A 23,262-nucleotide genomic window follows, 5' to 3' on the forward strand; every position below is an offset into this window, starting at 1 on the left:
CGGATTCTCGCCAATACGGCTGAAATGCACATTCGATCAATCTGTCCAGGTCAGACCGCTTGGCGGGAATCCGCTGATCGCCTAGGGTATCGGCATGCACACCGTGGCCGTCCTCGCAGTGGACCAGGTCCTGCCCTTCGACCTGTCCACGCCGATCGAATCCTTCACCCGCTGTCGACTGCCCGACGGCCGTCCGGCCTACCGGGTCCGCGTCTGCGCCGCCACACCGACTGTCGAGACCGAACTGTTCACCATCCGGGCCCGCTGGGGGCTGGAGGCACTGGCCGAGGCCGACACGATCGTCGTACCCGGCTGCTCGGACCCCACCGCGCCGGTACCTACCGATGTTGTCGACGCGCTGCGCGCGGCCGCGGCGAACGGCACCCGCATCGCCTCGATCTGCGTCGGCGCGTTCACCCTCGCCGCCACCGGACTGCTCGACGGTTTGCGCGCCACCACACACTGGCTGGCCGCACCCACGCTCGCCGACCGCTACCCGGCGATCGATGTCGACCCCGACGTGCTCTACGTCGATAACGGTCAGTTCCTCACCTCGGCGGGCGCCGCCGCCGGAATCGACCTGTGCCTGCACATGATTCGCCGTGATCACGGTTCGGCGGTGGCCGCCGATGCGGCCCGCCTGGCGGTGATGCCGCTGGAGCGCGAAGGGGGACAGGCCCAGTTCATCGTGCACGACCAGCCGCCGACGCCGCAGGGCGCGTCGATGGAACCGCTGCTGCGCTGGCTCGAAGAGAATGCCGCGAAGTCCCTCACCCTGGAAAATGTTGCGGCGCATGCCGGTATGAGCCAACGCACTCTCAACCGACGCTTCCGCGAACAGACGGGCACCACCCCGTTGCAGTGGCTGCACCGAGCCCGCATCCGTCAGGCCCAATACCTGCTCGAAGCCACCAACCATCCGGTCGATCGCATTGCCACCCGGGTCGGATTCGGTTCCCCCACCGCCTTCCGCGACCGTTTCAAACGAGTTGTCGGCACCAGTCCGCACGCCTACCGCACCGCCTTCCAGAGCCTGGCCCGCTGACGGAATCGACTCGCGAACCGGCAGTTCCAGCCGGACCGCGATGGTCTGGCAACAATGGGCCGGACGAACGGTGCGCCGTGGCTGCGGGCTGCGCACAGTGTTGCCGATCGTCTGCTCGTACCCCCTGCAGGCCATGGTGATCGATGCGCCGGACTGGTTGCGGCAGGTCGGAATTCCCGAGCAGGGCGTTCTGCTCGTGCGACCCGATCAGATCATCGCCTGGCGTGCGCAGACCACGCCGTCCGATCCGGCCGACGGGCTCACCCGCGTGCTCGCGCGCATCCTCACTCGCACCGGGACGTATCCGACCTGGCTGTTTCGGATCGGCGCGCTGGGGGCATCCCCATAGATATCAGGCATCGAGCACCCAGCCTGAGACCGAAATGTGAGGTACCACCATGACAGCGGAAGGGCCGTGGGAAATTCCCCCGCTCGACGACGCTCCGGATATCGCTCGCGCAAATGAGCCGCAGCCCGGAATTACGTTGGCGGACGCCAGAAATTGGCCCGGATTCGTCCTACTGATCATCGGCGGACTCGTCGCGATCGCCGCCGCGGCCATCGGGGTGGTCGGCTTCCCCGGCGCGGCATACATCTTCGCGCTCGTCGCCATCATCGCATCGCTCAGCGGCGTGGCGCTCGTCCTGTTCGAACGTCGTGGCCGTCGCCCGCAGCCACGCGGGCCGCAGCAGCCATCGTCCCAGCAGCCGATCGTCCCGCCGGGCGCCTGATTCACCCTCGGTATTCGACCACCAGTTCCTCGGCAACCGCTGCCGCCGTTGGCATCTGCCGGATTTCCGCGCTCAGCACCGCAACGTCGCGTCGGGCGGCCGCGGATGCATTGCCGGTCAGCAGCGATTCGATACCGCCCGCCCGATACCGGCGCTGCGTTCAACGAACTGCTCGAAGACTTCTCGGTGCGCGCCGAGAAGAACGCGATATGAGCTGTGTCGCCGAAATGAGCTGGGTCAGTGGCCTTTACAGGCGTCCTCGGCAATGTTCTTGGTGGCGTTGAACTTATCGATCGCGGCATTGAGGGTATCGGTCGGCGCGCGCCGATCGAGGGTGTCGGCGAGTGCGTTGGTGTCGTCGCGGTAGCTGCGCAGCGGGGTCGCGACGGTCAACGGCACCTCGGAGGTCACCTTCGAATCAATGGTGCGCGCGTTATTGCGCAGCGCCGTAACGGCGTCATTGGCCTTGGCATTGGTCACCGGGTCGTTGATGCCCTTGCCATTGCTCGCGTCGATGTAGTCGTTGAAGCTACTGATCGAGCTGCTGTTCGCGGTGGTGAAGGTATCGCACGCGGTACCGGTGGCCCGTTCGGCCGCCGCCGCGCGCGAGGAGGATGCGGCCACCGACGATGCCGTGACCTCGGAGGTGTATGCGGCGAGTTCGGTCTGGTTGACCTGTGCGCTGCCGGTGATCTGCTTCGAGCACGCGCCGATGGTCAGGACGCCGGCCGCGGTCGCGGCCGCGGCGGCGACGAGGCCCGCACGTTCTAGACGTCGCATGTCGGTTTCCCCTCTCTCCCCTCCGAACACCCGGCCGCTGGAGGCGCGAAGGAGGCCGGACGTAACGACCGTACTTGTTCGCGACCGTCGACGTCAGCCGACCGGACCCAGATCGATGACCAACCGATATCCAGCGGGCCTGAAGATGCAGGTCAGGCTGGAGGCGGCAGGAGGGCAGCACCGAGCGCATCGGGACCGCGCTGGTCCCGGTGCGCCCGGTGGCGATGGGTCAGCGCTGGCCGAGCAGGCCGCGCATGGTGCTGATTTCGGCCTGCTGGGCGGTGCGGATGGCGCTGGCGAGTGCCTTCGCATCCGGATCGACGCCGTTGGCGAGTTCGGTATTCGCCATGGCGATCGCGCCGGTGTGGTGCTCGATCATCAGCTCCATCCACTGCCGGTCGAAATCGGCTCCTGAGGCCGCTGCCAGCGCGTTCATCTGCTCGTTCGACATCATTCCCGGCATGCTCGAGGTGCTGGGCACCGTCGTCATGCCGGGCATTGTGGTCATGCCGGGCATATTCATCGTGCTGGTCATGCCCGGCATCTCCATATTGTGTCCGGTGCTGCTGGGCGCGGGCTTACCGAAGCTCTCGAGCAGCTCGGTGATCTGCTGCATTTCCGGCGCCTGCGCCTTCTCGATATCCGCGGCGAGCGCGCGCACCTGCTCGTTCTGCGTGCGGCTCGGGACCAGCCGCGCCATCTCGATCGCCTGCGCGTGATGCGGGTACATCATCTGCAGGAAGGTCACGTCGGCATCGTTGAAATCGGTTCGGGCGGCGGGCTTTCCGGAGGTCGCCGAGCTCGACGAGGAAGCGTGATCCATGCCGGGCATGGAGTCGTTGTCGCTACAGCCAGCGGCGAAAAGTGCTGCGGCGGTGCTGGTTGCGGCGATGGCAAGGGTGATTCGGCTACGGGTGATGGACATGTCTGTGCTCCTGAAGAATTGACCGGATGTCGGACAGGCGGAAGCCGCGACCGTGATTGCGGGCGCGGTGGGCCTGTCAGATCCGCAGAATCGACAATTCGGCCAGGGACAGCACGGTCCACGGTGGTGCGCGTTCGCGTACCGGCCGCCACTGGCGCGGTGTCGACACACCGCCACCCGGTCGATCGAGGGTGATCCAGTAGAGCAGGACGAGCATCAGGGCCAATGCCATGGCCGTGAGGATGAAGACGCAGGCGTGCATGCCGCCATGTGCGTTGCCGCAACCGTCGTCGGTGCAGTCCGATCCGGCGGTGGCATTGTCGGCGGGCTTGGCCATAGTCGTTGTGCCCTGGTGGTCGCCATGCGCGGGCGCGACCGCGAAAACCCCAGCGTGCATTGCCACGATCCCCGCGAGCAGCACCAGCACACCGAGCACCCGGACAAGTCCGGTGGTGCGCGCAGGCAGGTGCTGTTCGACCACGCCGCCATTCTAGAACGGGCCGGACGGTCGACCCTCGATACCCCCTGGCCGTATAGACACCGGCTATGCGGTCGCGATATCGATGACCAGCCGGGTGGGATCGGTCAGCGTGCTCACCGCGAAGGCCGGGCGATCGGCATTCACCCCGATGAACGATTGGGTGGTGCCCTCGAAGACACTGGTCCGGTAGACGCCCGCGATGGCGGGTGCGCTGGGGTCGGTGGCGGGATCGGGACCGGAGTACGGCGTCACACCGTTGTCGAATGGATAGGCCGAACCCGTGATCTGGACCTCCAGAATCGAGGCGCCCGCGACATCGACGACTTTGCCGCTGCCGTCCTGGATGGCCCGCTCGGTGTACTGCACGATCCAGCCGGGCGTGCCGGCGCCGCCGAATTCGTAGACCACGCGGTCGAATCCGGGATGATGTCCGATCCGTATACCGGTCACGGTCACGCCCGCGTCACGGGATGGGGTCCCGCGCTTGGGCAGGGCATCGCGCGGCGCACTGTTCGGCGCGTCGGTGAATGTGCCGGTCGTGGTGGGCGCGGTCGTGGTGTTCGAGCTGGATCCGCCATCGCCGCAGCCAACGAGCACCATCGCCGCGGCGGCGATCATCAGCACCATCCTGTTACGCATGTGGCTGATGGTATTGGCCGCCGACCGTGCTGCACGGGATTTGCGCCGACCCGGTGTTTGCCGCCGGGGTGTCGCGGATAGGGCGGGTCGGCCGCGATGTATCGGCAACGATCTAGCACACTTGAGGTGTGGGAGATGTCGAGGACGTACTTGGCCGGCTGCGGCGGTATCCGGATGTGGAGGCGCTGAACCTCTACGCCGTCGATGCCGCCGACCGGCTGATCCTCGATGTGGCCGCGGACGCCATCAATGCCGCTGGCAGCGGCCGGATCGCCGTGATCGGCGACGCTTACGGCGCGCTCACTCTCGGTGCGATCGCCGGGCACGACCTGCGCGATGTCCGGGTCCATCAGGACCTGCTCACCGGCGAACTCGCGCTCGCCAACAATGCCCGCATGCTCGGCCTCGCGGATCGCTATGCCGCACACCCGCTTTCCGAAGGGTTGCTCGCCGACGCCGAGGTCGTCTTGCTGCGACTACCGCGCATGCTCGCCGGACTGACCGAGGTCGCCGATGCGATCGCCCGCTACGCGGGCCCCGCGGTGGTGGTTATCGCGGGCGGCCGCGATAAATACCTGACCAAATCCATGAACGATGTGCTGGCCGAATCGTTCTCGCAGGTGCGCGCGAGCCGGGGGCGGCAGAAGTCGCGCACGCTCTTGGTGAGCGGTCCGAAACCCGTTGCCGCGCCGCCATTTCCGGTGCGCGAGCGGATCGACGATATCGATATCGATGTGGTCGCGCACGGTGCCGCGTTCTCCGGCGCGACATTGGATATCGGAACTCGATTCCTGTTGCAGCACTTCAAATGGATGAAACCCGATGCCCGCGACGCCATCGATCTCGGTTGCGGTACCGGCATTCTGGCCGTCGCACTGGCCAAGGCGCGGCCCGGCATCCGCGTCGTCGGCACCGATCAGTCGGCGGCGGCGGTGGCATCGGCGCGGGCGACCGCCGAGGCCAACCAGGTCGCCGATCGTGTGACGGTGGTGCGTGACGATGCCATGTCCTCGGCCGCCGACAACAGCGCCGATCTGGTGCTGTGCAATCCGCCGTTCCATGTCGGTGCGGCCGTGCACACCGGATCGGCGATCAAGATGTTCGCCGAGACCGGCCGGGTATTGCGGCCCGGCGGTGAGTTGTGGACGGTGTACAACTCACATCTGAACTATCGCGGCGTGGTTCAGCGCATGGTCGGCCAGACCGAGGTGATCGGCCGCAATCGGAAATTCACGGTCACGCGATCCGTGCGTGGGCTGCACGACGTCCAGCGGTAGTAGAGTCCGATTTGTCCGTACCTAAGGGTTGCTCGGGAACTCGAGCGGGCCGATACACGTTGGACAACCTAGTTGGATATCGAGCGACCGGCTCGAAAGACACGGCTCGGGACCGATCTTCGAGCGACCTGCAAGCAGTCGCCAACGATCGGCGACGGCGATGTGGACCACGACTCCAGAAAGGCATTCACGGTGCGCACCACTAGCAATCCGGTATTCCGTCAACTTCCTCGGCAAGAGGGCGGTGGCTATGCCAACTTCGGATCAGGGGTGACGAGCGCGGGCCAGATGAGCCAGCAGTACGGCCAGTACCCCCAGTACCAGCAGCCGTATCAGCAGGCCCCCACCACCCGGGCCATGACCATCGACGATGTCGTCACCAAGACCGCCATCACCCTCGGTGTCCTGGCGCTGTCGGCCATCGTCTCCTACGGCCTCACCAACGCCAATACCGCACTGGCCCCGCTGTTCGTCATCGGCGGCGGTCTGATCGGCTTCGTGCTGGTGCTGGTCGCGACGTTCGCCAGGAAGATGGACAACCCGGTCGTCGTGCTCTCGTACGCGGTCTTCGAGGGTTTGTTCGTCGGCGCGCTGTCGTTCATGTTCACCAATATCGAATTCGGCGGCGTCGGCGGCAGTGCGATGATCGCGCAGGCCGTCCTCGGCACCTTCGGCGTCTTCGTGGGCATGCTGGTGGTCTACAAAACCGGTGCGATCCGCGTCACCCCGCGCTTCACCCGCATGATCTTCGGCGCGATGATCGGCATCCTGGTGCTCATCGTCGGCAACCTGATCGCCAGCTTCTTCATCGACGGCGGTCTCGGCCTGCGTGACGGCGGCCCCCTCGCCGTTGTCTTCAGCCTGGTCGTCATCGCGGTCGCCGCGTTCAGCTTCCTGCTCGACTTCGACGCCGCCGACCAACTGATCCGCGCCCAGGCTCCGGAGAAGGCCGCATGGGGCGTCGCCCTCGGCCTGACCGTCACCCTGGTCTGGCTCTACATCGAAATCCTGCGCCTGCTCAGCTACTTCAACAACGACTGATCCGGCCATCCGGTCCGGCTGACGATGCGGCCCCGGTTGCCCTGGTAATCCAGGCGACCGGGGCCGTAACTCCTTCCGGCACAGTCAGGTCGCCGAGCACATCGGTCGCCAGATGGTCGTCGTCGCAACGCTCGGCCAGCAGCGTCGCGCCCGGGGCATTCTCGGTGCGCAACGGGAGGATCTCCCGGTAGGCGGGGGAGTTGTACCAGTTCTCGGCGGCCTCGAAATCCGGGAATTCGATCACCACGATATTGCTGTTCGCCGGACCTTCGACGGTGACCTGTCGGCCACCGTGCACGATGAACTTGCCGCCGAACGGGGCCAGCGCGGCGTCGATGCGCCGGAGGTATTCGACGATATCGGCGCCGACGTTGACGTCGTGCATATGGGCGATGGCGTAGGCGGTCATCGGTATCTCCTGAAGCGGTTGTTGCCTTGGTGTCCTTTATATTTCCGTCTCGAGGTAGTCGAGTCGATTACCTCGGGAGTAATACTCGGGGCAACCCGCTGCGGATCAGGCGGCGATCCCCAGTCCTGTCGCGATGATGACCGGAACCATGTACAGCAGCGGGAACGGGATGCTGGCGTAGGCGCGGGCCCGGATGTTGGTGATGATGGCGCCTGCGAAGTAGAGCACGATGCCGATTGCGGCGAGGTAACCGATGACCGGGATCCACAGGCCGACGATGAGTCCGATCGCGCCAGCGGTCTTGGCAAGACCCAGCCAGGTCCACCAGGATTCGGGAACGCCGTATTCGATCAGCGACTCGACCACGAACTTTGCCCGCCGCAGCAGCGAAAATCCGGAGAAGCCAACCCAAGCGGCGGCCAGGACGGTGACGATCAGGTATGCGGTGTGCATGGGAATGGGCTCCTTGGGAACAGGTTCAACTGCATGTTCGCTGAGTAGACGGAACCCGGGTGCGGACTGTGACATCAGCGGCGTAGGGCGGTCTCGCGCTGCATACGCGACAGCTTCTCGGGATTGCGCACGGCATAGAGCCCGGTGATGAGGCCGTCGTCGATGCGCATTGCCACGATGGTGTCGACCTTGCCCTCTAGCTGGATGATCAGCGCCGGATGGCCATTGACTTGCGCGGGCCGCAGCGACGTCGTGGCGGCGATCCGACCCAGCACGCGAGCCACCAGGTCGGCCCCCACGACTGGCGACAGTGCAGCCCGCACGACCCCGCCACCGTCAGTGAGGAGGACGACATCGGGCGCGAGGATGTCGAACAGGTTTTGTAGATCGCCCGTTTCGATCGCTCGATGGAACGCCTCGAGTACGTCTCGGGTCTCGGCCGCGGAAACGATGCCGCGCGGTCGGCGCGCGGCGACGTGTGCCCGCGCCCGGTACGCGAGCTGGCGGACCGCGGCCGGGCTCTTGTCGACGGCTTCGGCGATCTCGTCATAGTCCAGATCGAACACCTCGCGCAGCACGAACACCGCCCGCTCGGTCGGCGTGAGCGTCTCCAGCACCAGCAGCATCGCCATCGACACGCTGTCGGCCAGTTCGACGTCCTCGGCCACATCGGGCGCGGTCAGCAGCGGCTCGGGCAACCATGGTCCGACGTAGGACTCCCTGCGGCGGCCGAGTGTCCGTAGCCGGTCGAGCGCCTGGCGGGTGGCGATCCGGACCAGGTATGCGCGCTGATCCCGCACGGTGTCGAGGTCGACTCCCGTCCACCGCAGCCAGGTCTCCTGCAGGACGTCCTCGGCGTCGGCGGCCGAGCCGAGCATTTCGTAGGCGACGGTGAACAGCAGATTGCGATGGGCGACGAACGCCTCGGTAGCGGTATCCGGGCGATCGCCGCGGCCTGTGCTCCCGCCGCGAGCCTCGGGCGTGGTCGACGACGTATCGGCCATGAGTGGCACCTGCTTCCTCTCGACTGTGTCACCCACCAGACGCCGGACCCTGCCGTCCGATAACACTGAACCGGAGTGGTGTACGTCACGTCAGTGCGCTGTTACGCGGATCTGGTCGCCGCCGTCTCATGGTCGTTCAATTCAGCACCACGAGTGAGGACCAGATCATGGAACCCCGTTTCAACCTGAACGACAACGAGCTCGGCGCGAAGATCGGCAAGCGGTTCGCCAACACCAGCATGGCGATCATGCAGTCGACACTGCCCAAGTCCACGCTGGAACTGGTGGAACTGCGCGCCAGCCAGATCAACGGCTGCGGATGGTGCACCGACGTCCACACCAAGGATCTCGCGGCCGCCGGTGAAACCGCGGTCCGCATCAACCTCGTCGCCGCCTGGCGCGAGTCCACGGTGTTCACCGAGGCCGAGCGGGCCGCGTTGGCGCTGGCCGAGGAGGGCACCCGGCTCGCCGACGCCCATCACGGCGTGTCCGACGAGACCTGGGCTGGGGTGCGCAAGCACTACGACGACGACCAGATCGCCGCGCTGGTCTACCTGGTTGCCATGATCAACGCGGCCAACCGGCTCGGCGTGATCGTGCGCATGCGGGGAGGCTCCTACGAGCCCGGCATGTTCGACGCCGTGCTCAACTGACCCGCAGGCGAATCCCGGTCCGGCCTAGGATCATTCGATCCGGGCCGGACCGAGCCTCGGACGATTTCCGCTGTCCGCGAACAAGTTTCGCGGATAGCATCAACGGCCCCCCATCCATCGAGGTGGGGAGCCGCTGTAGCGATTTCGTGAGTCGACTACCCGATCAGCTCAGGCGCTCGATGACCATCGCCATGCCCTGGCCGCCGCCGACGCACATGGTCTCCACGCCGAACTGCTTGTCGTAGGTCTGCAGGTTATTGAGCAGCGTGGTGGTGATGCGGGCGCCGGTCATACCGAACGGGTGGCCGAGCGCGATCGCGCCGCCGGAGACGTTCAGCTTGTCCTCGTCGATCTTCAGCGCGCGGGCCGAGCCGAGCACCTGCACCGCGAAGGCCTCGTTGATCTCGAAGAGGTCGATATCGTCGACGGACTTACCCGCCAGCGCGAGCGCACGCTTGACGGCCTCGATCGGGCCGAGGCCCATGATTTCGGGGGACAGGCCGGAGACACCGGTGGATACGATGCGCGCCAGCGGGGTGAGACCGAGCTCCTTGGCCTTGGTGTCGCTCATGATGACCAGTGCGGCCGCACCGTCGTTGAGCGGGCAGCAGTTGCCGGCGGTGACGGTGCCGTCCGGGCGGAACACCGGCTTCAGCTGGCTGACCGCCTCGTAGGTGACTCCGGCGCGCGGGCCGTCGTCCTTGGAGATCACGGTGCCGTCGGGCAGCGTAATCGGGGTGATCTCGCGCTCGAAGAAGCCGGTCTTGATGGCCTCCTCCGCACGGTTCTGCGAGCGCACGCCCCAGCGGTCCTGCTCTTCGCGGGTGATGCCGGTCGACGACGCGACGTTCTCGGCGGTCTGGCCCATGGCGATGTAGGCGTCCGGGATCAGGCCGTCCTCGCGCGGGTCGTGCCAGATGCCAGCGCCGCCCTCCGCGGTCTTCGCGGTCCGGGCCTCGGCCTCGGCGAACAGCGCGTTCTTGGTGTTCGGCCAGCTGTCGGCGGAGCCGTTCTTGTAGCGCGACACGGTCTCCACGCCGGCGGAGATGAACACATCACCCTCGCCGGCCTTGATGGCGTGGAAGGCCATCCGGGTGGACTGCAGCGATGAGGCGCAGTAGCGGTGCACGGTGGTACCGGGCACGAAGTCGTAGCCCAACTGCACCGCGACGATGCGGGCGATGTTGAAGCCCTGCTCGCCGCCGGGTGAGCCGCAGCCGAGGATCAGGTCGTCGATCTGGGCCGGATCCAGGGCAGGCACCTTGTCGAGCGCCGCGCGCACGATCTGGGTGGTCAGATCGTCGGGCCGCATATCGACCAGCGACCCCTTTGCGGCCCGGCCGATGGGTGAGCGGGCGGTCGAAACGATAACTGCCTCAGGCATGAGGGCTCCTTAGGTACTCGCTGCTCAGTTTTGTACTGGCACTTCTATGTGTACCGAATCCGCTGAGCGGCGCAGTCGCCACCCCGGTGATTCGATGAGTCCGCGCAGCCGAGCGGTGATGCCGCGACGTTCGGCCGAGCGGGCCTGCGGCGATTCCGCGCGCCGCTGCGCGAGTGCCGTTACCAGGATCGGCAGCAGGTGCGCGGCGGCCAATGCGTAGCCGTCGGCAGAAGGATGGAAGCCGTCGTCGGCGAAGAGCCGGTCCGGCGCGGTGAGGAATTCCGGTCCGAGATCGCCCATCGGCACCGGGCTGCCGCCCGCGGTGTGGGTGACCGCGAACTGTGCCTTGGCCAGTCGAATGCTCCAGTTGTGGACGATCGTGCGCAGGGGTTGCGGAATGGCGCCGACGGTGCCCAGATCCGGGCAGGTGCCGACGACCACGACGCTCCCGGCCGCATGCAGCCGCGCGACCGCCGCGCCCAGCCTGCGCGCCGACGCGGATATCGAATGCTTCTTGGTGATGTCGTTCGCGCCGATGAAGATGACCGCGGCATCCGGCGGCGGCCCCGCCACGAACATGGCGTCGACCTGTCCGGCCAGCCCCTTGGAGGTGGCACCGGAGATCGCCTTGGTGCTCAACCGGATCCGCATGCCGGTGGTCTCGGCCAGCCCGCGGGCGATGCGAACACCCGGTACCTCTTCGGCGGTCACGCAGCCCACGCCCGCGGCGGTGGAGTCACCGAAGACCATCAGGTGGACGTCGACCGGCCGACCGGGACGCCACGGCTCGGGGGCGTCGCATCCGGCCGAATAGATACCGTCGGCTTCCGGCGGTTTGGTGGTATCGCGCCCGATCACGCCGCGCGCCGCCCCGGCCTGCGCCATGAGGAGTCGATATGCGGCCCAAGACGCGGTGCCCGCACTGGATCCGGCCAGCACGGTAGCCATACTCGTCACCGCGGCGGTCCGCCAACTGATTCGAGGTGCCACGACTAGAAATAGTACGTGGTGATCGGCGACCTGCGGTTGGTTGAACTGGGCGGTCCTACTCACCGGATATGCGGCCCCGGCACCACATTGGTGCTCGTCGCCGCGCGGCGGGCAACCGCACGCCGGACTGTCACTGCGGCGGTCGAGTCCCGGCCAGCGGGATCAGGCTGGGACGTCGAAGGTGCCGTGCGCCGGGACGCTCGCGGTGTCGGTGCTGACGGTGACCTCGACACGACCCGGACCGGTGTCCTGGAACAGGGCGTACTGAATGCTGCCGTAGAGACCGGTGACGACGTTGTTCTCGTAGACACCCGTCGCACCGGTATTCAGGTTGCGCCATGCGACGGTGGTGCGGACCTCGCAGAGTGGGGCCAGCGGATAGTCGCCCGGCCCGACACCGGCCACCGGATCCGCGCGCACATTCAGTATGGCCCGGCCCGGCCACTGTGGGCTGGTCTCGGCCCAGGTGTGGATGCTCGTCCAGCAGATGCCGCCGTGGGCCAGCGTCGGTACCTGCGGGAATTCGACGGTCGCGGCATCGGCTGGTGCCGCCCCGACGACTCCCGCGGCCAGTGCTGCTCCGGCCAGAACTGTCGCGGCGCGAGCGATGTTCGGCTGCCTCATGATCGCGATCCTAGGCAAGGAAGAGGCATCGGGTGCGTTTGTGGCGCAAAACACTGTGGTGGCGCCGCCGGGGCCGTCGCGAACGCCGTGGTAACCCTTCTGCAACTATAGGGGCATGCGCATCGCTGATCATGTCGTTGACCTCATCGGCAATACGCCGCTGGTTCGGTTGAACGCGGTGGTGGGGCCCAACGCTGGCGTCGTCGCGGCCAAGATCGAATATCTGAATCCCGGCGGCAGCTCCAAGGACCGCATCGCGGTGAAGATGATCGAGGCGGCGGAGGCCTCCGGTGCCCTGCGGCCCGGCGGCACCATCGTCGAGCCGACCTCGGGCAACACCGGTGTCGGGCTCGCGCTCGTCGCGCAGCAGCGCGGCTACAAGTGCGTGTTCGTCTGCCCGGACAAGGTCAGCGAGGATAAGCGCAACGTGCTGCGCGCCTATGGCGCCGAGGTGGTGGTGTGCCCGACCGCGGTGCCGCCGGACCACCCGGACAGCTACTACAGCGTTTCCGACCGGCTGGTTCGCGAGATCGACGGCGCGTGGAAGCCCGATCAGTACTCCAACCCGGGCGGCCCGGACAGCCACTACGAGACCACCGGTCCGGAGATCTGGCGCGATACCGACGGCAAGGTCACCCACTTCGTCGCGGGCGTGGGCACCGGCGGCACCATCACCGGCACCGGCCGGTATCTGAAGGAGGTCTCCGGCGGCAAGGTGCAGATCGTCGGCGCGGATCCGGAGGGTTCGGTGTACTCCGGTGGCACCGGTCGGCCATATCTGGTCGAGGGTGTCGGCGAGGACTTCTGGCCCTCGGCCTACGACCCGGCCGTCCCCGACGAGATCATCGCCGTCTCCGATGCCGACTCCTTCGATATGACCCGTCGGCTCGCGCGCGAGGAGGGTTTGCTGGTGGGCGGCTCCTGCGGGATGGCGGTGGTGGCGGCCATCGAGGTGGCGCGCCGCGATCCCGACGCACTGGTCGTCGTACTGCTGCCCGACGGCGGCCGCGGCTACCTGTCGAAGATCTTCAACGACCAGTGGATGAGCTCCTACGGCTTCCTGCGCGAACGTCTCGACGGCACCGCGGAGCCGCTGGTCGGGGATGTGCTGCGCGGTAAGTCGGGCGCGCTGCCCGATCTGGTGCACACCCATCCCTCGGAGACCCTGCGCGATGCGATCGAGATCCTGCGCGAGTACGGGGTTTCGCAGATGCCGGTCGTCGGCGCCGAACCGCCGGTGATGGCGGGTGAGGTCGCGGGCAGCGTCACCGAGCGCGATCTGCTCTCCGCGGTCTTCGAAGGGCGTGCGCAGCTGACCGATTCGGTGGCCCAGCATATGAGTCCGTCGTTCCCGCTGATCGGTTCGGGCGAACCCATTTCGGCCGCGACCAAGGCGCTCTCGGATACCGATGCGTTGATGGTGGTCGAGGACGGTAAGCCGGTCGGTGTGATCACTCGACACGATCTGCTCGGATTCCTCAGCACCGGATCTATCTGAGTTCGCGCCGCCGAGTTGGTCGGGTAGGCGGACTACGCCGACTGACGGACCCGCGAATCACCGTGTGCGGAACCGGTTATCAGGTCGGTCCAATGGTCGACGAGCAGGGCGAGGCGATACCAGGCCGCGTGCACTCGGTCATCGGCGACCTTGTCGGCGGTGTGCAGCAGGTGGCTGGCGTGCACGTGGGCGGCGGCCATGCGATCCACGGTCGCGCCGATCGCTCCGGCGCGGATATGCGCGGTGGATTGTCGACGCGGCACCCGGGTGTGCACCCAGTTATCGATAGCGGCGACGAGTTCGGCTCGGCGGCAATCGATTCCGGCGGTGGCCAGCGGGTCGTGGTGGCGTTGCCGGTGCAGTTCGGCGAGTTTGCGCGCGAACGGCAGCAGGGGGTGGTCATGGTCCGGGTCGGGCGGCTGCCCGCCGAACGCATTGACCAACTCGCGCTGGTCCGGCAACATTGTGACGCCCTCGATGATCGGCGCGCGGTTACGCACGAACATGATGGGCCCCCAGATCGAGCGACGGCATGTACATGGTGCACCTCCGAATAAGCGGTCGGTGCACTCGGATTCGCCGCGTTGATCCGGGACGCTGTCTGCCCCCTATGCTGTGAGGCCTTCCCGAAACCGAGTGCGGATACAGCTTGCACTATCTGCCTTGGCGAATCGGTGACACGAAGATGGCACAGCGATGACCGGTAGTAACAATGTTCTCCACATGATGCGAGCGGTGATGTGAAGTAGGCCGACCAGTTCGGAACACGCTCCAATATGCCAGTTGCCCAGCATGATTCGGCGAATCAGGGCTCGAACGCCGCACGCATGGATGCCCCTGATCAGGGCGAGGTGAATACCTGCAGTACGGCGATCCGCGCGATATGTATTGAGAATGCGCCGGATATCCCAGCGAAAAGCCAGGCGCCCGAACAACTTTCGATAACCGTCGCGACCGGTCCAGTCGCGACGGATATCGCTGTCGGTCCTGCTGGTTATTCGCGTGCAGACAGACACCGGCCAGCCGCAATGGCAGCCATCCGGCGTTTCTCCAGCCGCTCACATCGGTCGGCGGTGTCCTGCGCAGGCCGGCGTCGGTGTCGGTCGGGTCCGACGTCTCCCGCGGCAGCGTGGGCCGCAAGTCGGTATCGCGTGCCTGATCGAGCAACCCCCGCGCATAACCCGCAAGCAACACGCTGGTCGGAATCCCTGCCGACGCCTCGATGCCATGTTCGAGAAGGTCGCGCACCGCCGCGGCGTGCTGGTCCAGCGCTGTCGAGAGCCCGGGCAGATCCGCGGCCGCGGCGAGCGCCGGTACCCCGTGCGTCTTGTGCAGGCGGTTCAAAGTCCTTCGCGCCGACCCCTCGAGCAACACGGGGCCGAGCAAAAACTTCTATCCATCCAGTCGCGATTCGCTATGTATGCGCTGGCGCTACCGGAAGGCGTTCGCGTCGGTGAGGGCCTTGCCGAGCACCAGTTGGTGCACCTCCGCCGTGCCCTCGTAGGTGAGCACCGACTCGAGATTGTTCGCATGCCGCAGTACCGGATAGTCCAGGGTGATGCCGTTCGCGCCGAGAATGGTCCGGCACTCGCGGGCGATCGCGATGGCCTCTCTGGTGCTGTTCAGCTTGCCCGCGCTGATCTGCTCGGCCAGCACCTCGCCGCGATCCTTGAGTCTGCCGATCTGCAGCGCGAGCAATTGCCCCTTGCCGTACTCGAGGGCCATATCGGCCAGCTTCGCCTGGGTCAGCTGGTAGGCGGCCAGCGGCTTATCGAATACCTCCCTGGTCCGCGCGTATTCGATGGTCGTGGCCAGGCAGTCGCGGGCCGCACCGAGTGCGCCGAAAATGATGCCGAAACGTGCCTCGCTCAGGCAGGCGAGCGGGGAGCTCAGTCCGCGGGACTGCGGCAGCACCGCATCGGCCGGCAGTCGCACATCGTCGAAGTCCAGTTCCGCGGTCACCGAGGCGCGCAGCGACAGCTTGTGATGCATCTCGCGGGCACTGAATCCCTGCGTGCCGGCCGGTACCAGGAATCCGCGCACCACCTGTTTGCCCTCGTCCTCGGTCTGCGCCCACACCACCGCGATATCGGCCACCGATCCATTGGTGATCCACATCTTCGAGCCGTTCAGCACCCAGTCGGTGCCGTCGCGCTTGGCTCGGGTCCGCATACCGCCCGGATTGGAGCCGAAGTCCGGTTCGGTCAGGCCGAAACAGCCGAGGGCGCGTCCCGCCGCCAGCTCGGGCAGCCAGTGCTGCTTCTGCTCCTCGGAGCCGTATTTGTGGATCGCGGTCATAGCGAGTGAGCCCTGTACCGAGACCATGCTGCGCACACCGGAATCGACCGCTTCGAGCTCCTGGCAGGCCAGACCGTAAGCGGTCGCCGACAGGCCGGCGCACCCGTAGCCATCCAAGTGCATCCCGAGCAACCCGACATTGCCGAGTTCCGGCGCGATCTCGCGGGCCGGAAAGGTCCCCGCCTCGAACCAATCGGCGATATGCGGTCGCAACCGCTGGTTCGCGAACGTGCGGACGGTATCGCGGATCTCGCACTCGTCCGCGGTCAACAGGGCATCGATCGCGAACAGTTCATCAACGCTCAGCATGAGCTCAACCTACCGCCGCACGCCTGGCGAAAGCCGGGATCGGTACACAACGATGATCCGGGCCCACCGGCCGATAGCCCGCAGATCGCCCGGGGCTAGGCTGACCGGCATGAGTGAGCTGGGATTCTCCACCAGAGCCGTGCACGCCGGATACGACCCCGAAGCGCGGACCGGTGCGGTGAACGTGCCCATCTACGCGAGTTCGACGTTCGCCCAGGACGGGGTGGGCGGGCTGCGCGACGGCTATGAATACGGCCGCACCGGCAACCCGACCAGGACCGCGCTGGAAGCGAACCTCGCCGCGCTCGAATCGGGCCGCTACGGACGGGCATTCGCCTCTGGCATGGCCGCCACCGACTGTGCGCTGCGGGCGACGCTGCGCCCCGGCGACCACATCGTCATCCCGGATGACGCCTACGGCGGCACCTTCCGGCTGATCGACAAGGTGTTCAGCCAGTGGGGCATCGAGCATTCGCCCGCCCATGTATTCAACGTCGACGAGATGCGCGCCGCGATCCGGCCCAATACCAAGCTGATCTGGATCGAAACCCCGACCAACCCGCTGCTGAGCATCGGCGATATCCCGGCGCTGGCGGATATCGCGCACACCGCGGGCGCGAAACTGGTGGTGGACAACACCTTTGCCACGCCGTATCTGCAGCAGCCGCTGCTGCTCGGCGCCGATATCGTCACCCATTCGACCACCAAGTACCTGGGCGGGCACTCCGATGTCGTCGGCGGTGCGTTGATCACCAATGATCCGGAGCTCGACGCGGCATTCGCCTTCCTGCAGAACGGCGCCGGCGCGGTGCCCGGTCCGTTCGACGCCTTCCTCACCCTGCGCGGTACCAAAACCCTCGCGGTGCGGATGGATCGGCACTGCGACAACGCCGAGACCATCGCCGAATTCCTGACCAGGCATCCGGCGATCTCGAAGGTCATCTACCCCGGCCTGGCCGAGCATCCGGGCCACTTCATCGCCGATAAGCAGATGAAGCGCTTCGGCGGCATGATCTCGGTCCGGCTCAACGGCGGCAAGGCCGCCGCGCACGAATTCTGCTCGCGCACCAAGATCTTCACCCTCGCCGAATCGCTCGGCGGTGTGGAATCGCTGATCGAGCATCCGGCCGCGATGACACATGCCTCCACGGCCGGCTCGCAGTTGGAGGTGCCGGACGATCTGGTGCGGCTCTCGGTCGGCATCGAGGATGTCAGCGACCTGCTCGCCGATATCGAACAGGCATTGGCGAACTGATCATGAACCGAACGAGCGGCCGCATCCGAATCTGTCGGATGCGGCCGCTCGTTTCGGGGCGGAGATCAGCTGTGGTAGGGCTCCGCGCTGACCAACGTCACCTTCATGGTCTTGCCGTTGGGCAGCGTGTACTCACGGGTGTCGCCGACCTTGGCGTCGATGAGCGCGCCACCGAGCGGCGAATTCGGCGAGTAGGTCTCGAGCTTGGAATCGTTGATGCCCTCTTCGCGGGTCGCGATGAGGAAGGTCTCGGTGTCGGACTCGTCGCCGTCGTAGTAGACCTTGACGACCGAACCCGGCAGTGCGACGCCGGACTTGGTGGGCGCAACGCCGACCTTGGCGTTGTTCAGCAGCTCCTGCAGCTGCCGGATGCGCGCTTCCTGCTGACCCTGCTCTTCGCGCGCGGCGTGGTATCCGCCGTTTTCCTTGAGGTCGCCCTCTTCGCGGCGTTCGTTGATCTCGGCGGCGATGACCGGACGATTGGCGATGAGCGCGTCGAGTTCACCCTTGAGCCTGTCGTGCGACTCCGGGGTCAGCCAAGTCACTTGCGTCTCAGTCATCTCGATCACTCCCTAGTAGTTGTTCCCGGCCGAGGCCGGGTTCCCTGATCCGCTGCAGTGCCCACAGGGGGCGGGCACGCACCAGCCGACGGCTAGTGCCATCCTGGGGAAGTTCATCGAACCCCGACAGGCTTCAGGTCCGGCAAACTCACACACCCGGAACTGACAGCGCTGGCCGCCAATGCAGCAAACACGGCTCCGAGCCCCGGAACCGTGTATCACGCCATTTTAGCATGAATCACAAACATGCAGGTCGGCGTTCATTTTGTGGATGCTGTGATGGGGTAGTTACCGGAATCAGCCCGCCCGCAGGTACTTCGGGACATCATCGCTACAGCCGTAGATACTGCTCGAGACCGGCCGAGCGGATGCCCGGACGATGGTCGTCAGCTCGATGGTGCCACTGCTGGACGGCTCGATCAGCACCTCGCGGCGGCCCAGTTCGGAACCGTCCCTGGCCATCGCGCGCACGAAACACACCACCGGCTGCTCCGGATCCTTGCGGGTGACCTTGAGATGCACCGAGATCGTGGCATCGTCGACGACGGTGTAGCCGAGCTGTTCGGCGTCGATATCGTTCGGGCCGTACTTCTGGAATCCGAGGTAGGCGACCCCGAGGCCCGCAGCGAGTACGACCGCGCCGAGCGCGAGCGGAATCCAGCGGCGACTCGGGCGTGGCGTCGTACCGTACCGGTCGGTACGTCGATCGGCGGGTGCTGAAGCGGCGGCACCGGGCGTATCACTCATGGTGCATCACTCCCGGGGGGTACGTCGGAACAAAAGTCTGTCGAATGGAACTATAGGGACAGGCAGATCGGACCCCGGCGGCGGAGATACGAGGTATGACGGTGAGTTCTGAGGTGAACGAGACGTGAGTGGCTTTCGCCTCATGGCGGTTCACGCCCACCCCGACGACGAATCGAGCAAGGGTGCCGCGACGACCGCACGCTACGCCGACGAGGGCCACGACGTCCTCATCGTGACGCTGACCGGCGGCGAACGCGGCAGCATCCTCAATCCCGCGATGGACACCCCCGGGGTGTTGGAGCGGATCGAGGAGATCCGGCGCGAGGAGATGGATGCCGCGGCCGCCGCACTCGGTGTGCGACAGACCTGGCTCGGATTCGTCGACTCCGGCCTGCCCGAGGGCGATCCGCCGCCACCGCTGCCGGAGGGCAGCTTCGCGCTGGTCCCGCTGGAAGAGGCCGTCGAGGCCTTGGTCCGCGTGGTGCGCGAGTTCAAACCGCATGTGATGACGACCTATGACGAGAACGGCGGCTACCCGCATCCGGATCACATCCGCTGCCACGAGGTGTCGATGGCCGCATTCGCGGCGGCGGGCGATCCGCAGCGATTCCCGGACGCGGGCGAGCCGTGGCAGCCGCTGAAGATCTACTACGACCACGGCTTCACCATGGCGCGCCTGGATGTTTTCGCCACGGAGTACGAGCGGATCGGCGAGCCGTTCCCGTTACAGGAGTGGCTGGAGCGGATGCGCACCTACCGCCAGGGCCGCCCGGACGGGATGACCCGGGTGACCACGCAGATCGAATGCGCCAAATACTTCCCGCAGCGTGACGACGCCCTGCGCGCACACGCCACGCAGATCGATCCCAACGGCGCGTTCTTCGCGATTCCGATGGAGATGCAGCAGCGGCTGTGGCCGACCGAGGAGTTCGAACTGGCCGAGTCGCGGGTGCCGACCTCGCGCCCGGAGACCGACCTGTTCGCCGGTATCGAAGACGAGCACCGGTGATGCTGGCTCTGCTCGCCCAAGCCCCTGGCACGCCGACCGGACCCGAGTTCGGCAAGGCATCGCCGCTGGGTCTGGTGATCATTCTGGTGCTGCTCGCCGGGACCGTGCTGTTGGTGCGGTCGATGAACCGGCATATCAAGGGTTTGCCCGCGACCTTCGAGCCCGACCATCCCGAGCCGGATCAGGAGGCCGACGAGGGCACCGAGCCCGGCATCACCCGGCTCGAGCAGAACGGCGCCGAGCCGGACGACCGGCCCGATAAGAGCTGATACCGCACGCTGTGACAACGGCCACCCGATCACTTCGGGTGGCCGTTGTTATGTTTGCCGGTCGTATTTCGTCAATGGGGTAGCGCGGCACGATCCACGGGCCGCAGGTGCTTTCGGGCACAGCTGCGAAGTGAGGGAAATAGCAATGACATTCGAGGATCTGCGCGCTGATCTGACCGGCCGGGTGCTGGTGCCGGGCGAGGACGGCTTCGACGCGGCGGCACAGCCGTGGTCCACCGTGGTCACCCAGCCGGTTGCCGCGGTGGTCCGGGCGGCCGACGCGCAGGACGTTGCCGCCGTCGTGGCGCACGCGCGCCGGGCCGGAGTGCCGGTGATCGCGCAGCCGACCGGACACGGAGCCTCAGGTGGGATCGAGGATGCGATTCTGCTGCGCACCGGGGGACTGGACCGCGTCGAGATCGATGCCGAGCGGCGGGTGGCGAAGGTCGGCGCCGGTGCGAATTGGGGCGCGGTGCAGGCCGCGGCCGCGGTGCACGGGCTGACCGGACTGGCGGGCAGCAACCCGGTGGTCGGTGTGACCGGATATACCCTCGGCGGCGGGCTGAGCTGGTTCGGCCGCAAGTACGGCTGGGCTTCGGATGCGGTGCGCGCCTTCGAGATCGTCGACGCCGAGGGCGCGGTGACGCGGGTGAGCGCCGCGAACGATCCGGAGCTGTTCTGGGCACTGCGTGGTGGCGGTGGCGATTTCGCGGTGGTGACCGGGCTCGAGTTCGATCTCTTCCCGGCTCCGGGTCTCTACGGCGGGCGGGTGATGTGGCACGGTGCGCGCACAGCGGAGGTCTTCGAGGCATTCCAGGAGATCACCGCCGACGCACCCGACGAACTGTCGGTGTGGTTCCACCGGTTCCAGTTTCCGGATGCGCCGCCAATGGTCGCGCTGGATGTCGCCTACCTCGGCGATCGAGCGCTGGGTCGGTCACTGCTGACCCGGTTGGACGCGATCGACGGGCCGATCGTCGATAAGCGCGGTGCGATGTCGGTGGCGTACCTCGGCGATATCACCACCGAGCCGACCGATCCGAGCCCGTCCATCTCGCGTGGCGAACTGCTCACCGACCTCGGCGACGCGGTCGTCAAAACCCTGCTCGACGAACCCGTCGCCCCACTGGTCGATATCCAGATCCGCCATCTCGGTGGTGCATTGGCCACCGCGGTCGCCGACGGCGGCGCGCGCGGCCCGGTCGCCGAGCCGTACCTGCTCTACGCGCTCGGCCTCGGACTGCCGCACCTGAAGGCGGCGGTCACGGCCCGACGAACCGAAATCGTCGATGCGATCGGTGCGCACATCAGCGGCCGCAAGCCGTTCACCTTCCTCACCCCGGAAGAGACGGCCGCGGCGGCGTTCGACGAGACCACGCTCGCGCGGTTGCGCGAGATCAAGCGTGCCCGCGACCCGCTGTCGGTGATCCGTTCCAACTATCCGGTTCTCGGATAACGCATTTCGGCTGCTGCCGGCCGCCGGTCCAGGACCGCCGGTCGGCAGCGGCAGGTCCGAAATCCTCGTCCGCGACCGCGCGGACATCGAGGGCATCCGGAACCCGGCAGGACCGGTTGACATTTCGGTTTCGGACCCCATGGGTATCGCCGGAAGGGAAGCAGCGCAACCCGTTCGGGTCCTTGTCGTGCTGGATTCCGTGATCTGGGCGGCGTTGGATCGAGTTTGGATGTCACCTGGTCGTGCTACCTATTCTGCGAACTCTTCGAGCGAAGGATGCCCATGGACAATGTGATCGGACAGATCGACCGCGCTCTGGATATGACAGGCGCGATCGTGGTCGCCGCCGTCGACAGCGACCGGCTGGCGGCGCCGACGCCCTGTCAGGAGTGGGATGTGCACGCCGTGCTCAACCACGCCGTCGGCGGGATGCACCTGTTCGCCGCCGAGTTGAGCGGCACCGATGCGGGCGCCGGACACGATGACGACTGGCTCGGTATCGATCCGCAGGGCGCCTTCGCCGCGGCGTCCGAGGTCGACCGCGCCGCCTGGCATCGCCCCGACGCCCTGACCGGTACCGTTCACTTCTCGCTCGGCGATCTCCCCGGTCCGGCCGCCGCCATGGTCCATCTCACCGAGGTCGTCACGCACGGCATCGATATCGCGGTGGCCATCGACCGCACCGACCTCGCCGATGACGAACTGTGCGCCGAACTGCTGACCACCATGCATGCCATGGGCGGTCTCGACGGCTTCCGCAAGCCGGGCATGTTCGATGCAGAGGTCGCCGTGCCCGCGGATGCGCCGGCGCACCGGCGGCTGCTCGGCTATCTCGGGCGGGCGTGCTGATCGGGTAACTGACTGCCGTCAGGCGCGGCGAACCGGATGGCGCAGGATGGTGCGGGTATTCGCGGCCGGGGATTTGCGTGGATCCGAGAGATAGATCTCGTGATGGCGGCCGTTCATGAGCAAACCCTCGGCCGCCATGAACGCCTCCATCCGAGCCAGCGTCTCCGGTTCGGTCGCATACGGTCCGATGTGCATGACCTGGATCGACTCACCCTCGGTCAGTCGCTCGAACGTCGCACCGGAGACCATCTCGGCGGTGACGGCATCGGGCATCCGGATCATCAACTTCCACTGCCACTGTTCGCGCGGCACCGACAGCGGCGGCTCATCGGAATCCACCCACCACTGGCCCTCCAGCTTCGGTACCACGAAATCCTGTCCATCCGCCTTGGCGATCTTCTTGGCGCCGTAGGCGGTTCGATACAGCGTCTGCACCGCCTCGGTGTACACCTCGCCACCGGGTGCGCCGGAACCGGTGACCGTCAGATAGCCGTAGGTGTCGAAGGTGCGCAGCTGCGGTTGCGCAGTGGCGTCGTAGTAGTGCTTATCGCTCTTGGCCAGGTCGAGTTTCATCGG

At 66.5% G+C, this 23,262-nt stretch carries 28 protein-coding genes; 12 read left to right on the forward strand and 16 right to left on the reverse strand.

Going from position 1 to position 23,262, the window contains the following annotated elements:
• The first annotated feature begins 94 nt into the window (after window positions 1–94).
• The 3 genes from ACQP1G_RS06650 to ACQP1G_RS06660 are packed head-to-tail and all read left to right on the forward strand — an operon-like array spanning window position 95 to window position 1,776.
• Window positions 95–1,045 carry a GlxA family transcriptional regulator gene (locus ACQP1G_RS06650; RefSeq protein WP_433199476.1) on the forward strand — a complete coding sequence of 317 codons (951 nt, stop codon included), beginning with the start codon at window positions 95–97 and terminating at the stop codon, window positions 1,043–1,045.
• A gap of 40 nt (window positions 1,046–1,085) precedes the next feature.
• A complete protein-coding gene (locus ACQP1G_RS06655) occupies window positions 1,086–1,394 on the forward strand; it encodes a hypothetical protein (protein ID WP_433199478.1) in 309 nt (102 codons plus the stop codon).
• Between the two features lie 49 nt (window positions 1,395–1,443).
• Entirely contained in the window at window positions 1,444–1,776 is a 333-nt protein-coding gene (locus ACQP1G_RS06660; protein WP_433199481.1) for a hypothetical protein, read from the forward strand.
• 237 nt (window positions 1,777–2,013) lie between these two features.
• Here ACQP1G_RS06660 and ACQP1G_RS06665 read toward each other — a convergent pair whose 3' ends face one another.
• The 4 genes from ACQP1G_RS06665 to ACQP1G_RS06680 all read right to left on the reverse strand — a co-directional run bounded on the left by ACQP1G_RS06665 (window position 2,014) and on the right by ACQP1G_RS06680 (window position 4,601).
• Window positions 2,014–2,556, reverse strand: coding sequence for a hypothetical protein (locus ACQP1G_RS06665; RefSeq protein ID WP_433199484.1), 543 nt, complete (start codon window positions 2,554–2,556; stop codon window positions 2,014–2,016).
• A gap of 229 nt (window positions 2,557–2,785) precedes the next feature.
• Window positions 2,786–3,481: a DUF305 domain-containing protein gene (locus ACQP1G_RS06670; protein ID WP_433199487.1), complete on the reverse strand. Its 696-nt coding sequence runs from the start codon at window positions 3,479–3,481 to the stop codon at window positions 2,786–2,788.
• Window positions 3,482–3,557: 76 nt separating this feature from the next.
• Window positions 3,558–3,962, reverse strand: a complete 405-nt coding sequence (locus tag ACQP1G_RS06675; protein ID WP_433199490.1) for a DUF6153 family protein — start codon at window positions 3,960–3,962, stop codon at window positions 3,558–3,560.
• Between the two features lie 63 nt (window positions 3,963–4,025).
• Window positions 4,026–4,601, reverse strand: a complete 576-nt coding sequence (locus ACQP1G_RS06680) for an AMIN-like domain-containing (lipo)protein (protein ID WP_433199493.1) — start codon at window positions 4,599–4,601, stop codon at window positions 4,026–4,028.
• A gap of 128 nt (window positions 4,602–4,729) precedes the next feature.
• Between ACQP1G_RS06680 and ACQP1G_RS06685 the strand changes: the two genes are divergently transcribed.
• Together ACQP1G_RS06685 and ACQP1G_RS06690 are read left to right on the forward strand one after the other, a co-directional pair.
• Window positions 4,730–5,878 carry a class I SAM-dependent methyltransferase gene (locus ACQP1G_RS06685; RefSeq protein WP_433199496.1) on the forward strand — a complete coding sequence of 383 codons (1,149 nt, stop codon included), beginning with the start codon at window positions 4,730–4,732 and terminating at the stop codon, window positions 5,876–5,878.
• Window positions 5,879–6,070: 192 nt separating this feature from the next.
• Entirely contained in the window at window positions 6,071–6,919 is an 849-nt protein-coding gene (locus ACQP1G_RS06690) for a Bax inhibitor-1/YccA family protein (protein WP_433199499.1), read from the forward strand.
• On the opposite strand, the gene ACQP1G_RS06695 is transcribed toward ACQP1G_RS06690, so the two are convergent.
• The 3 genes from ACQP1G_RS06695 to ACQP1G_RS06705 all read right to left on the reverse strand — a co-directional run bounded on the left by ACQP1G_RS06695 (window position 6,906) and on the right by ACQP1G_RS06705 (window position 8,785).
• Window positions 6,906–7,328, reverse strand: a complete 423-nt coding sequence (locus ACQP1G_RS06695; RefSeq protein ID WP_433199502.1) for a DUF1330 domain-containing protein — start codon at window positions 7,326–7,328, stop codon at window positions 6,906–6,908. The two genes, ACQP1G_RS06690 and ACQP1G_RS06695, sit on opposite strands and share 14 nt — an antisense overlap.
• Before the next feature lie 105 nt (window positions 7,329–7,433).
• Window positions 7,434–7,781: a DoxX family protein gene (locus ACQP1G_RS06700; RefSeq protein ID WP_433199505.1), complete on the reverse strand. Its 348-nt coding sequence runs from the start codon at window positions 7,779–7,781 to the stop codon at window positions 7,434–7,436.
• 74 nt (window positions 7,782–7,855) lie between these two features.
• Complete coding sequence (locus ACQP1G_RS06705) at window positions 7,856–8,785, reverse strand: RNA polymerase sigma-70 factor (protein ID WP_433199508.1); 930 nt, start codon at window positions 8,783–8,785, stop codon at window positions 7,856–7,858.
• 167 nt (window positions 8,786–8,952) lie between these two features.
• On the opposite strand from ACQP1G_RS06705, the gene ACQP1G_RS06710 reads away from it, so the two are divergent.
• On the forward strand, window positions 8,953–9,438 hold the full coding sequence (locus tag ACQP1G_RS06710) for a carboxymuconolactone decarboxylase family protein (protein ID WP_433199511.1): 486 nt from the start codon (window positions 8,953–8,955) through the stop codon (window positions 9,436–9,438).
• 163 nt (window positions 9,439–9,601) lie between these two features.
• Here the strand turns inward: ACQP1G_RS06710 and ACQP1G_RS06715 are convergent, their stop codons facing one another.
• The 3 genes from ACQP1G_RS06715 to ACQP1G_RS06725 form a co-directional block, all read right to left on the reverse strand.
• A complete protein-coding gene (locus tag ACQP1G_RS06715; protein WP_433199515.1) occupies window positions 9,602–10,822 on the reverse strand; it encodes an acetyl-CoA C-acetyltransferase in 1,221 nt (406 codons plus the stop codon).
• 24 nt (window positions 10,823–10,846) lie between these two features.
• Window positions 10,847–11,770, reverse strand: a complete 924-nt coding sequence (locus ACQP1G_RS06720) for an SGNH/GDSL hydrolase family protein (protein WP_433208225.1) — start codon at window positions 11,768–11,770, stop codon at window positions 10,847–10,849.
• A gap of 204 nt (window positions 11,771–11,974) precedes the next feature.
• Window positions 11,975–12,436 carry a hypothetical protein gene (locus ACQP1G_RS06725; protein WP_433199518.1) on the reverse strand — a complete coding sequence of 154 codons (462 nt, stop codon included), beginning with the start codon at window positions 12,434–12,436 and terminating at the stop codon, window positions 11,975–11,977.
• A 115-nt stretch (window positions 12,437–12,551) separates the two neighbouring features.
• Here ACQP1G_RS06725 and ACQP1G_RS06730 point away from each other — a divergent pair, with 115 nt between their 5' ends.
• Window positions 12,552–13,934, forward strand: a complete 1,383-nt coding sequence (locus tag ACQP1G_RS06730; protein ID WP_433199521.1) for a cystathionine beta-synthase — start codon at window positions 12,552–12,554, stop codon at window positions 13,932–13,934.
• A 32-nt stretch (window positions 13,935–13,966) separates the two neighbouring features.
• Here the strand turns inward: ACQP1G_RS06730 and ACQP1G_RS06735 are convergent, their stop codons facing one another.
• The 3 genes from ACQP1G_RS06735 to ACQP1G_RS06745 all read right to left on the reverse strand — a co-directional run bounded on the left by ACQP1G_RS06735 (window position 13,967) and on the right by ACQP1G_RS06745 (window position 16,541).
• Window positions 13,967–14,440, reverse strand: coding sequence for a DUF4254 domain-containing protein (locus ACQP1G_RS06735; RefSeq protein ID WP_433199524.1), 474 nt, complete (start codon window positions 14,438–14,440; stop codon window positions 13,967–13,969).
• A gap of 148 nt (window positions 14,441–14,588) precedes the next feature.
• Window positions 14,589–15,308, reverse strand: a complete 720-nt coding sequence (locus ACQP1G_RS06740; protein WP_433199527.1) for a DUF6401 family natural product biosynthesis protein — start codon at window positions 15,306–15,308, stop codon at window positions 14,589–14,591.
• Window positions 15,309–15,365: 57 nt separating this feature from the next.
• A complete protein-coding gene (locus ACQP1G_RS06745) occupies window positions 15,366–16,541 on the reverse strand; it encodes an acyl-CoA dehydrogenase family protein (RefSeq protein WP_433199530.1) in 1,176 nt (391 codons plus the stop codon).
• A gap of 109 nt (window positions 16,542–16,650) precedes the next feature.
• Between ACQP1G_RS06745 and ACQP1G_RS06750 the strand changes: the two genes are divergently transcribed.
• Window positions 16,651–17,796, forward strand: coding sequence for a cystathionine gamma-synthase (locus ACQP1G_RS06750; RefSeq protein WP_433199533.1), 1,146 nt, complete (start codon window positions 16,651–16,653; stop codon window positions 17,794–17,796).
• A 65-nt stretch (window positions 17,797–17,861) separates the two neighbouring features.
• Here the strand turns inward: ACQP1G_RS06750 and greA are convergent, their stop codons facing one another.
• Both greA and ACQP1G_RS06760 read right to left on the reverse strand, forming a co-directional pair.
• A complete protein-coding gene (gene greA, locus ACQP1G_RS06755; RefSeq protein ID WP_433199536.1) occupies window positions 17,862–18,356 on the reverse strand; it encodes a transcription elongation factor GreA in 495 nt (164 codons plus the stop codon).
• Window positions 18,357–18,653: 297 nt separating this feature from the next.
• Window positions 18,654–19,103: a DUF4307 domain-containing protein gene (locus ACQP1G_RS06760; RefSeq protein WP_433199539.1), complete on the reverse strand. Its 450-nt coding sequence runs from the start codon at window positions 19,101–19,103 to the stop codon at window positions 18,654–18,656.
• A 124-nt stretch (window positions 19,104–19,227) separates the two neighbouring features.
• Between ACQP1G_RS06760 and mca the strand changes: the two genes are divergently transcribed.
• The 4 genes from mca (at window position 19,228) to ACQP1G_RS06780 (ending at window position 22,686) form a co-directional block, all read left to right on the forward strand.
• Window positions 19,228–20,112: a mycothiol conjugate amidase Mca gene (mca, locus tag ACQP1G_RS06765; RefSeq protein WP_433199542.1), complete on the forward strand. Its 885-nt coding sequence runs from the start codon at window positions 19,228–19,230 to the stop codon at window positions 20,110–20,112.
• Entirely contained in the window at window positions 20,112–20,381 is a 270-nt protein-coding gene (locus ACQP1G_RS06770; RefSeq protein WP_433208228.1) for a hypothetical protein, read from the forward strand. The genes mca and ACQP1G_RS06770 overlap by 1 nt, the downstream gene beginning before the upstream one ends.
• Before the next feature lie 145 nt (window positions 20,382–20,526).
• Window positions 20,527–21,837 (forward strand): FAD-binding oxidoreductase, encoded by a 1,311-nt coding sequence (locus ACQP1G_RS06775; RefSeq protein WP_433199545.1) that lies wholly within the window; start codon window positions 20,527–20,529, stop codon window positions 21,835–21,837.
• Window positions 21,838–22,119: 282 nt separating this feature from the next.
• Window positions 22,120–22,686, forward strand: coding sequence for a TIGR03086 family metal-binding protein (locus ACQP1G_RS06780; protein ID WP_433199548.1), 567 nt, complete (start codon window positions 22,120–22,122; stop codon window positions 22,684–22,686).
• Between the two features lie 18 nt (window positions 22,687–22,704).
• Here the strand turns inward: ACQP1G_RS06780 and ACQP1G_RS06785 are convergent, their stop codons facing one another.
• Window positions 22,705–23,259 carry a GyrI-like domain-containing protein gene (locus ACQP1G_RS06785; RefSeq protein ID WP_433199551.1) on the reverse strand — a complete coding sequence of 185 codons (555 nt, stop codon included), beginning with the start codon at window positions 23,257–23,259 and terminating at the stop codon, window positions 22,705–22,707.
• Window positions 23,260–23,262: the final 3 nt, after the last annotated feature.

Origin of the sequence: Nocardia sp. CA-107356 (assembly GCF_050946365.1) — a bacterium.
Classification (GTDB): domain Bacteria; phylum Actinomycetota; class Actinomycetes; order Mycobacteriales; family Mycobacteriaceae; genus Nocardia.

What these genes read in the sequence shown, in the direction of transcription:
- ACQP1G_RS06665 (WP_433199484.1), bottom strand. Translation starts at nt 2,556, where the DNA reads ATGCGACGTCTAGAACGTGCGGGCCTCGTCGCCGCCGCGGCCGCGACC.
- ACQP1G_RS06770 (WP_433208228.1), top strand. Translation starts at nt 20,112, where the DNA reads ATGCTGGCTCTGCTCGCCCAAGCCCCTGGCACGCCGACCGGACCCGAG.
- ACQP1G_RS06720 (WP_433208225.1), bottom strand. Translation starts at nt 11,770, where the DNA reads ATGGCTACCGTGCTGGCCGGATCCAGTGCGGGCACCGCGTCTTGGGCC.
- ACQP1G_RS06710 (WP_433199511.1), top strand. Translation starts at nt 8,953, where the DNA reads ATGGAACCCCGTTTCAACCTGAACGACAACGAGCTCGGCGCGAAGATC.
- ACQP1G_RS06750 (WP_433199533.1), top strand. Translation starts at nt 16,651, where the DNA reads ATGAGTGAGCTGGGATTCTCCACCAGAGCCGTGCACGCCGGATACGAC.
- ACQP1G_RS06680 (WP_433199493.1), bottom strand. Translation starts at nt 4,601, where the DNA reads ATGCGTAACAGGATGGTGCTGATGATCGCCGCCGCGGCGATGGTGCTC.
- ACQP1G_RS06785 (WP_433199551.1), bottom strand. Translation starts at nt 23,259, where the DNA reads ATGAAACTCGACCTGGCCAAGAGCGATAAGCACTACTACGACGCCACT.
- ACQP1G_RS06705 (WP_433199508.1), bottom strand. Translation starts at nt 8,785, where the DNA reads ATGGCCGATACGTCGTCGACCACGCCCGAGGCTCGCGGCGGGAGCACA.
- ACQP1G_RS06780 (WP_433199548.1), top strand. Translation starts at nt 22,120, where the DNA reads ATGGACAATGTGATCGGACAGATCGACCGCGCTCTGGATATGACAGGC.
- ACQP1G_RS06735 (WP_433199524.1), bottom strand. Translation starts at nt 14,440, where the DNA reads ATGTTCGTGCGTAACCGCGCGCCGATCATCGAGGGCGTCACAATGTTG.
- ACQP1G_RS06660 (WP_433199481.1), top strand. Translation starts at nt 1,444, where the DNA reads ATGACAGCGGAAGGGCCGTGGGAAATTCCCCCGCTCGACGACGCTCCG.
- ACQP1G_RS06775 (WP_433199545.1), top strand. Translation starts at nt 20,527, where the DNA reads ATGACATTCGAGGATCTGCGCGCTGATCTGACCGGCCGGGTGCTGGTG.
- ACQP1G_RS06745 (WP_433199530.1), bottom strand. Translation starts at nt 16,541, where the DNA reads ATGCTGAGCGTTGATGAACTGTTCGCGATCGATGCCCTGTTGACCGCG.
- ACQP1G_RS06650 (WP_433199476.1), top strand. Translation starts at nt 95, where the DNA reads ATGCACACCGTGGCCGTCCTCGCAGTGGACCAGGTCCTGCCCTTCGAC.
- ACQP1G_RS06700 (WP_433199505.1), bottom strand. Translation starts at nt 7,781, where the DNA reads ATGCACACCGCATACCTGATCGTCACCGTCCTGGCCGCCGCTTGGGTT.
- ACQP1G_RS06725 (WP_433199518.1), bottom strand. Translation starts at nt 12,436, where the DNA reads ATGAGGCAGCCGAACATCGCTCGCGCCGCGACAGTTCTGGCCGGAGCA.
- ACQP1G_RS06655 (WP_433199478.1), top strand. Translation starts at nt 1,086, where the DNA reads ATGGTCTGGCAACAATGGGCCGGACGAACGGTGCGCCGTGGCTGCGGG.
- greA (WP_433199536.1), bottom strand. Translation starts at nt 18,356, where the DNA reads ATGACTGAGACGCAAGTGACTTGGCTGACCCCGGAGTCGCACGACAGG.
- ACQP1G_RS06670 (WP_433199487.1), bottom strand. Translation starts at nt 3,481, where the DNA reads ATGTCCATCACCCGTAGCCGAATCACCCTTGCCATCGCCGCAACCAGC.
- ACQP1G_RS06715 (WP_433199515.1), bottom strand. Translation starts at nt 10,822, where the DNA reads ATGCCTGAGGCAGTTATCGTTTCGACCGCCCGCTCACCCATCGGCCGG.
- ACQP1G_RS06760 (WP_433199539.1), bottom strand. Translation starts at nt 19,103, where the DNA reads ATGAGTGATACGCCCGGTGCCGCCGCTTCAGCACCCGCCGATCGACGT.
- ACQP1G_RS06730 (WP_433199521.1), top strand. Translation starts at nt 12,552, where the DNA reads ATGCGCATCGCTGATCATGTCGTTGACCTCATCGGCAATACGCCGCTG.
- ACQP1G_RS06695 (WP_433199502.1), bottom strand. Translation starts at nt 7,328, where the DNA reads ATGACCGCCTACGCCATCGCCCATATGCACGACGTCAACGTCGGCGCC.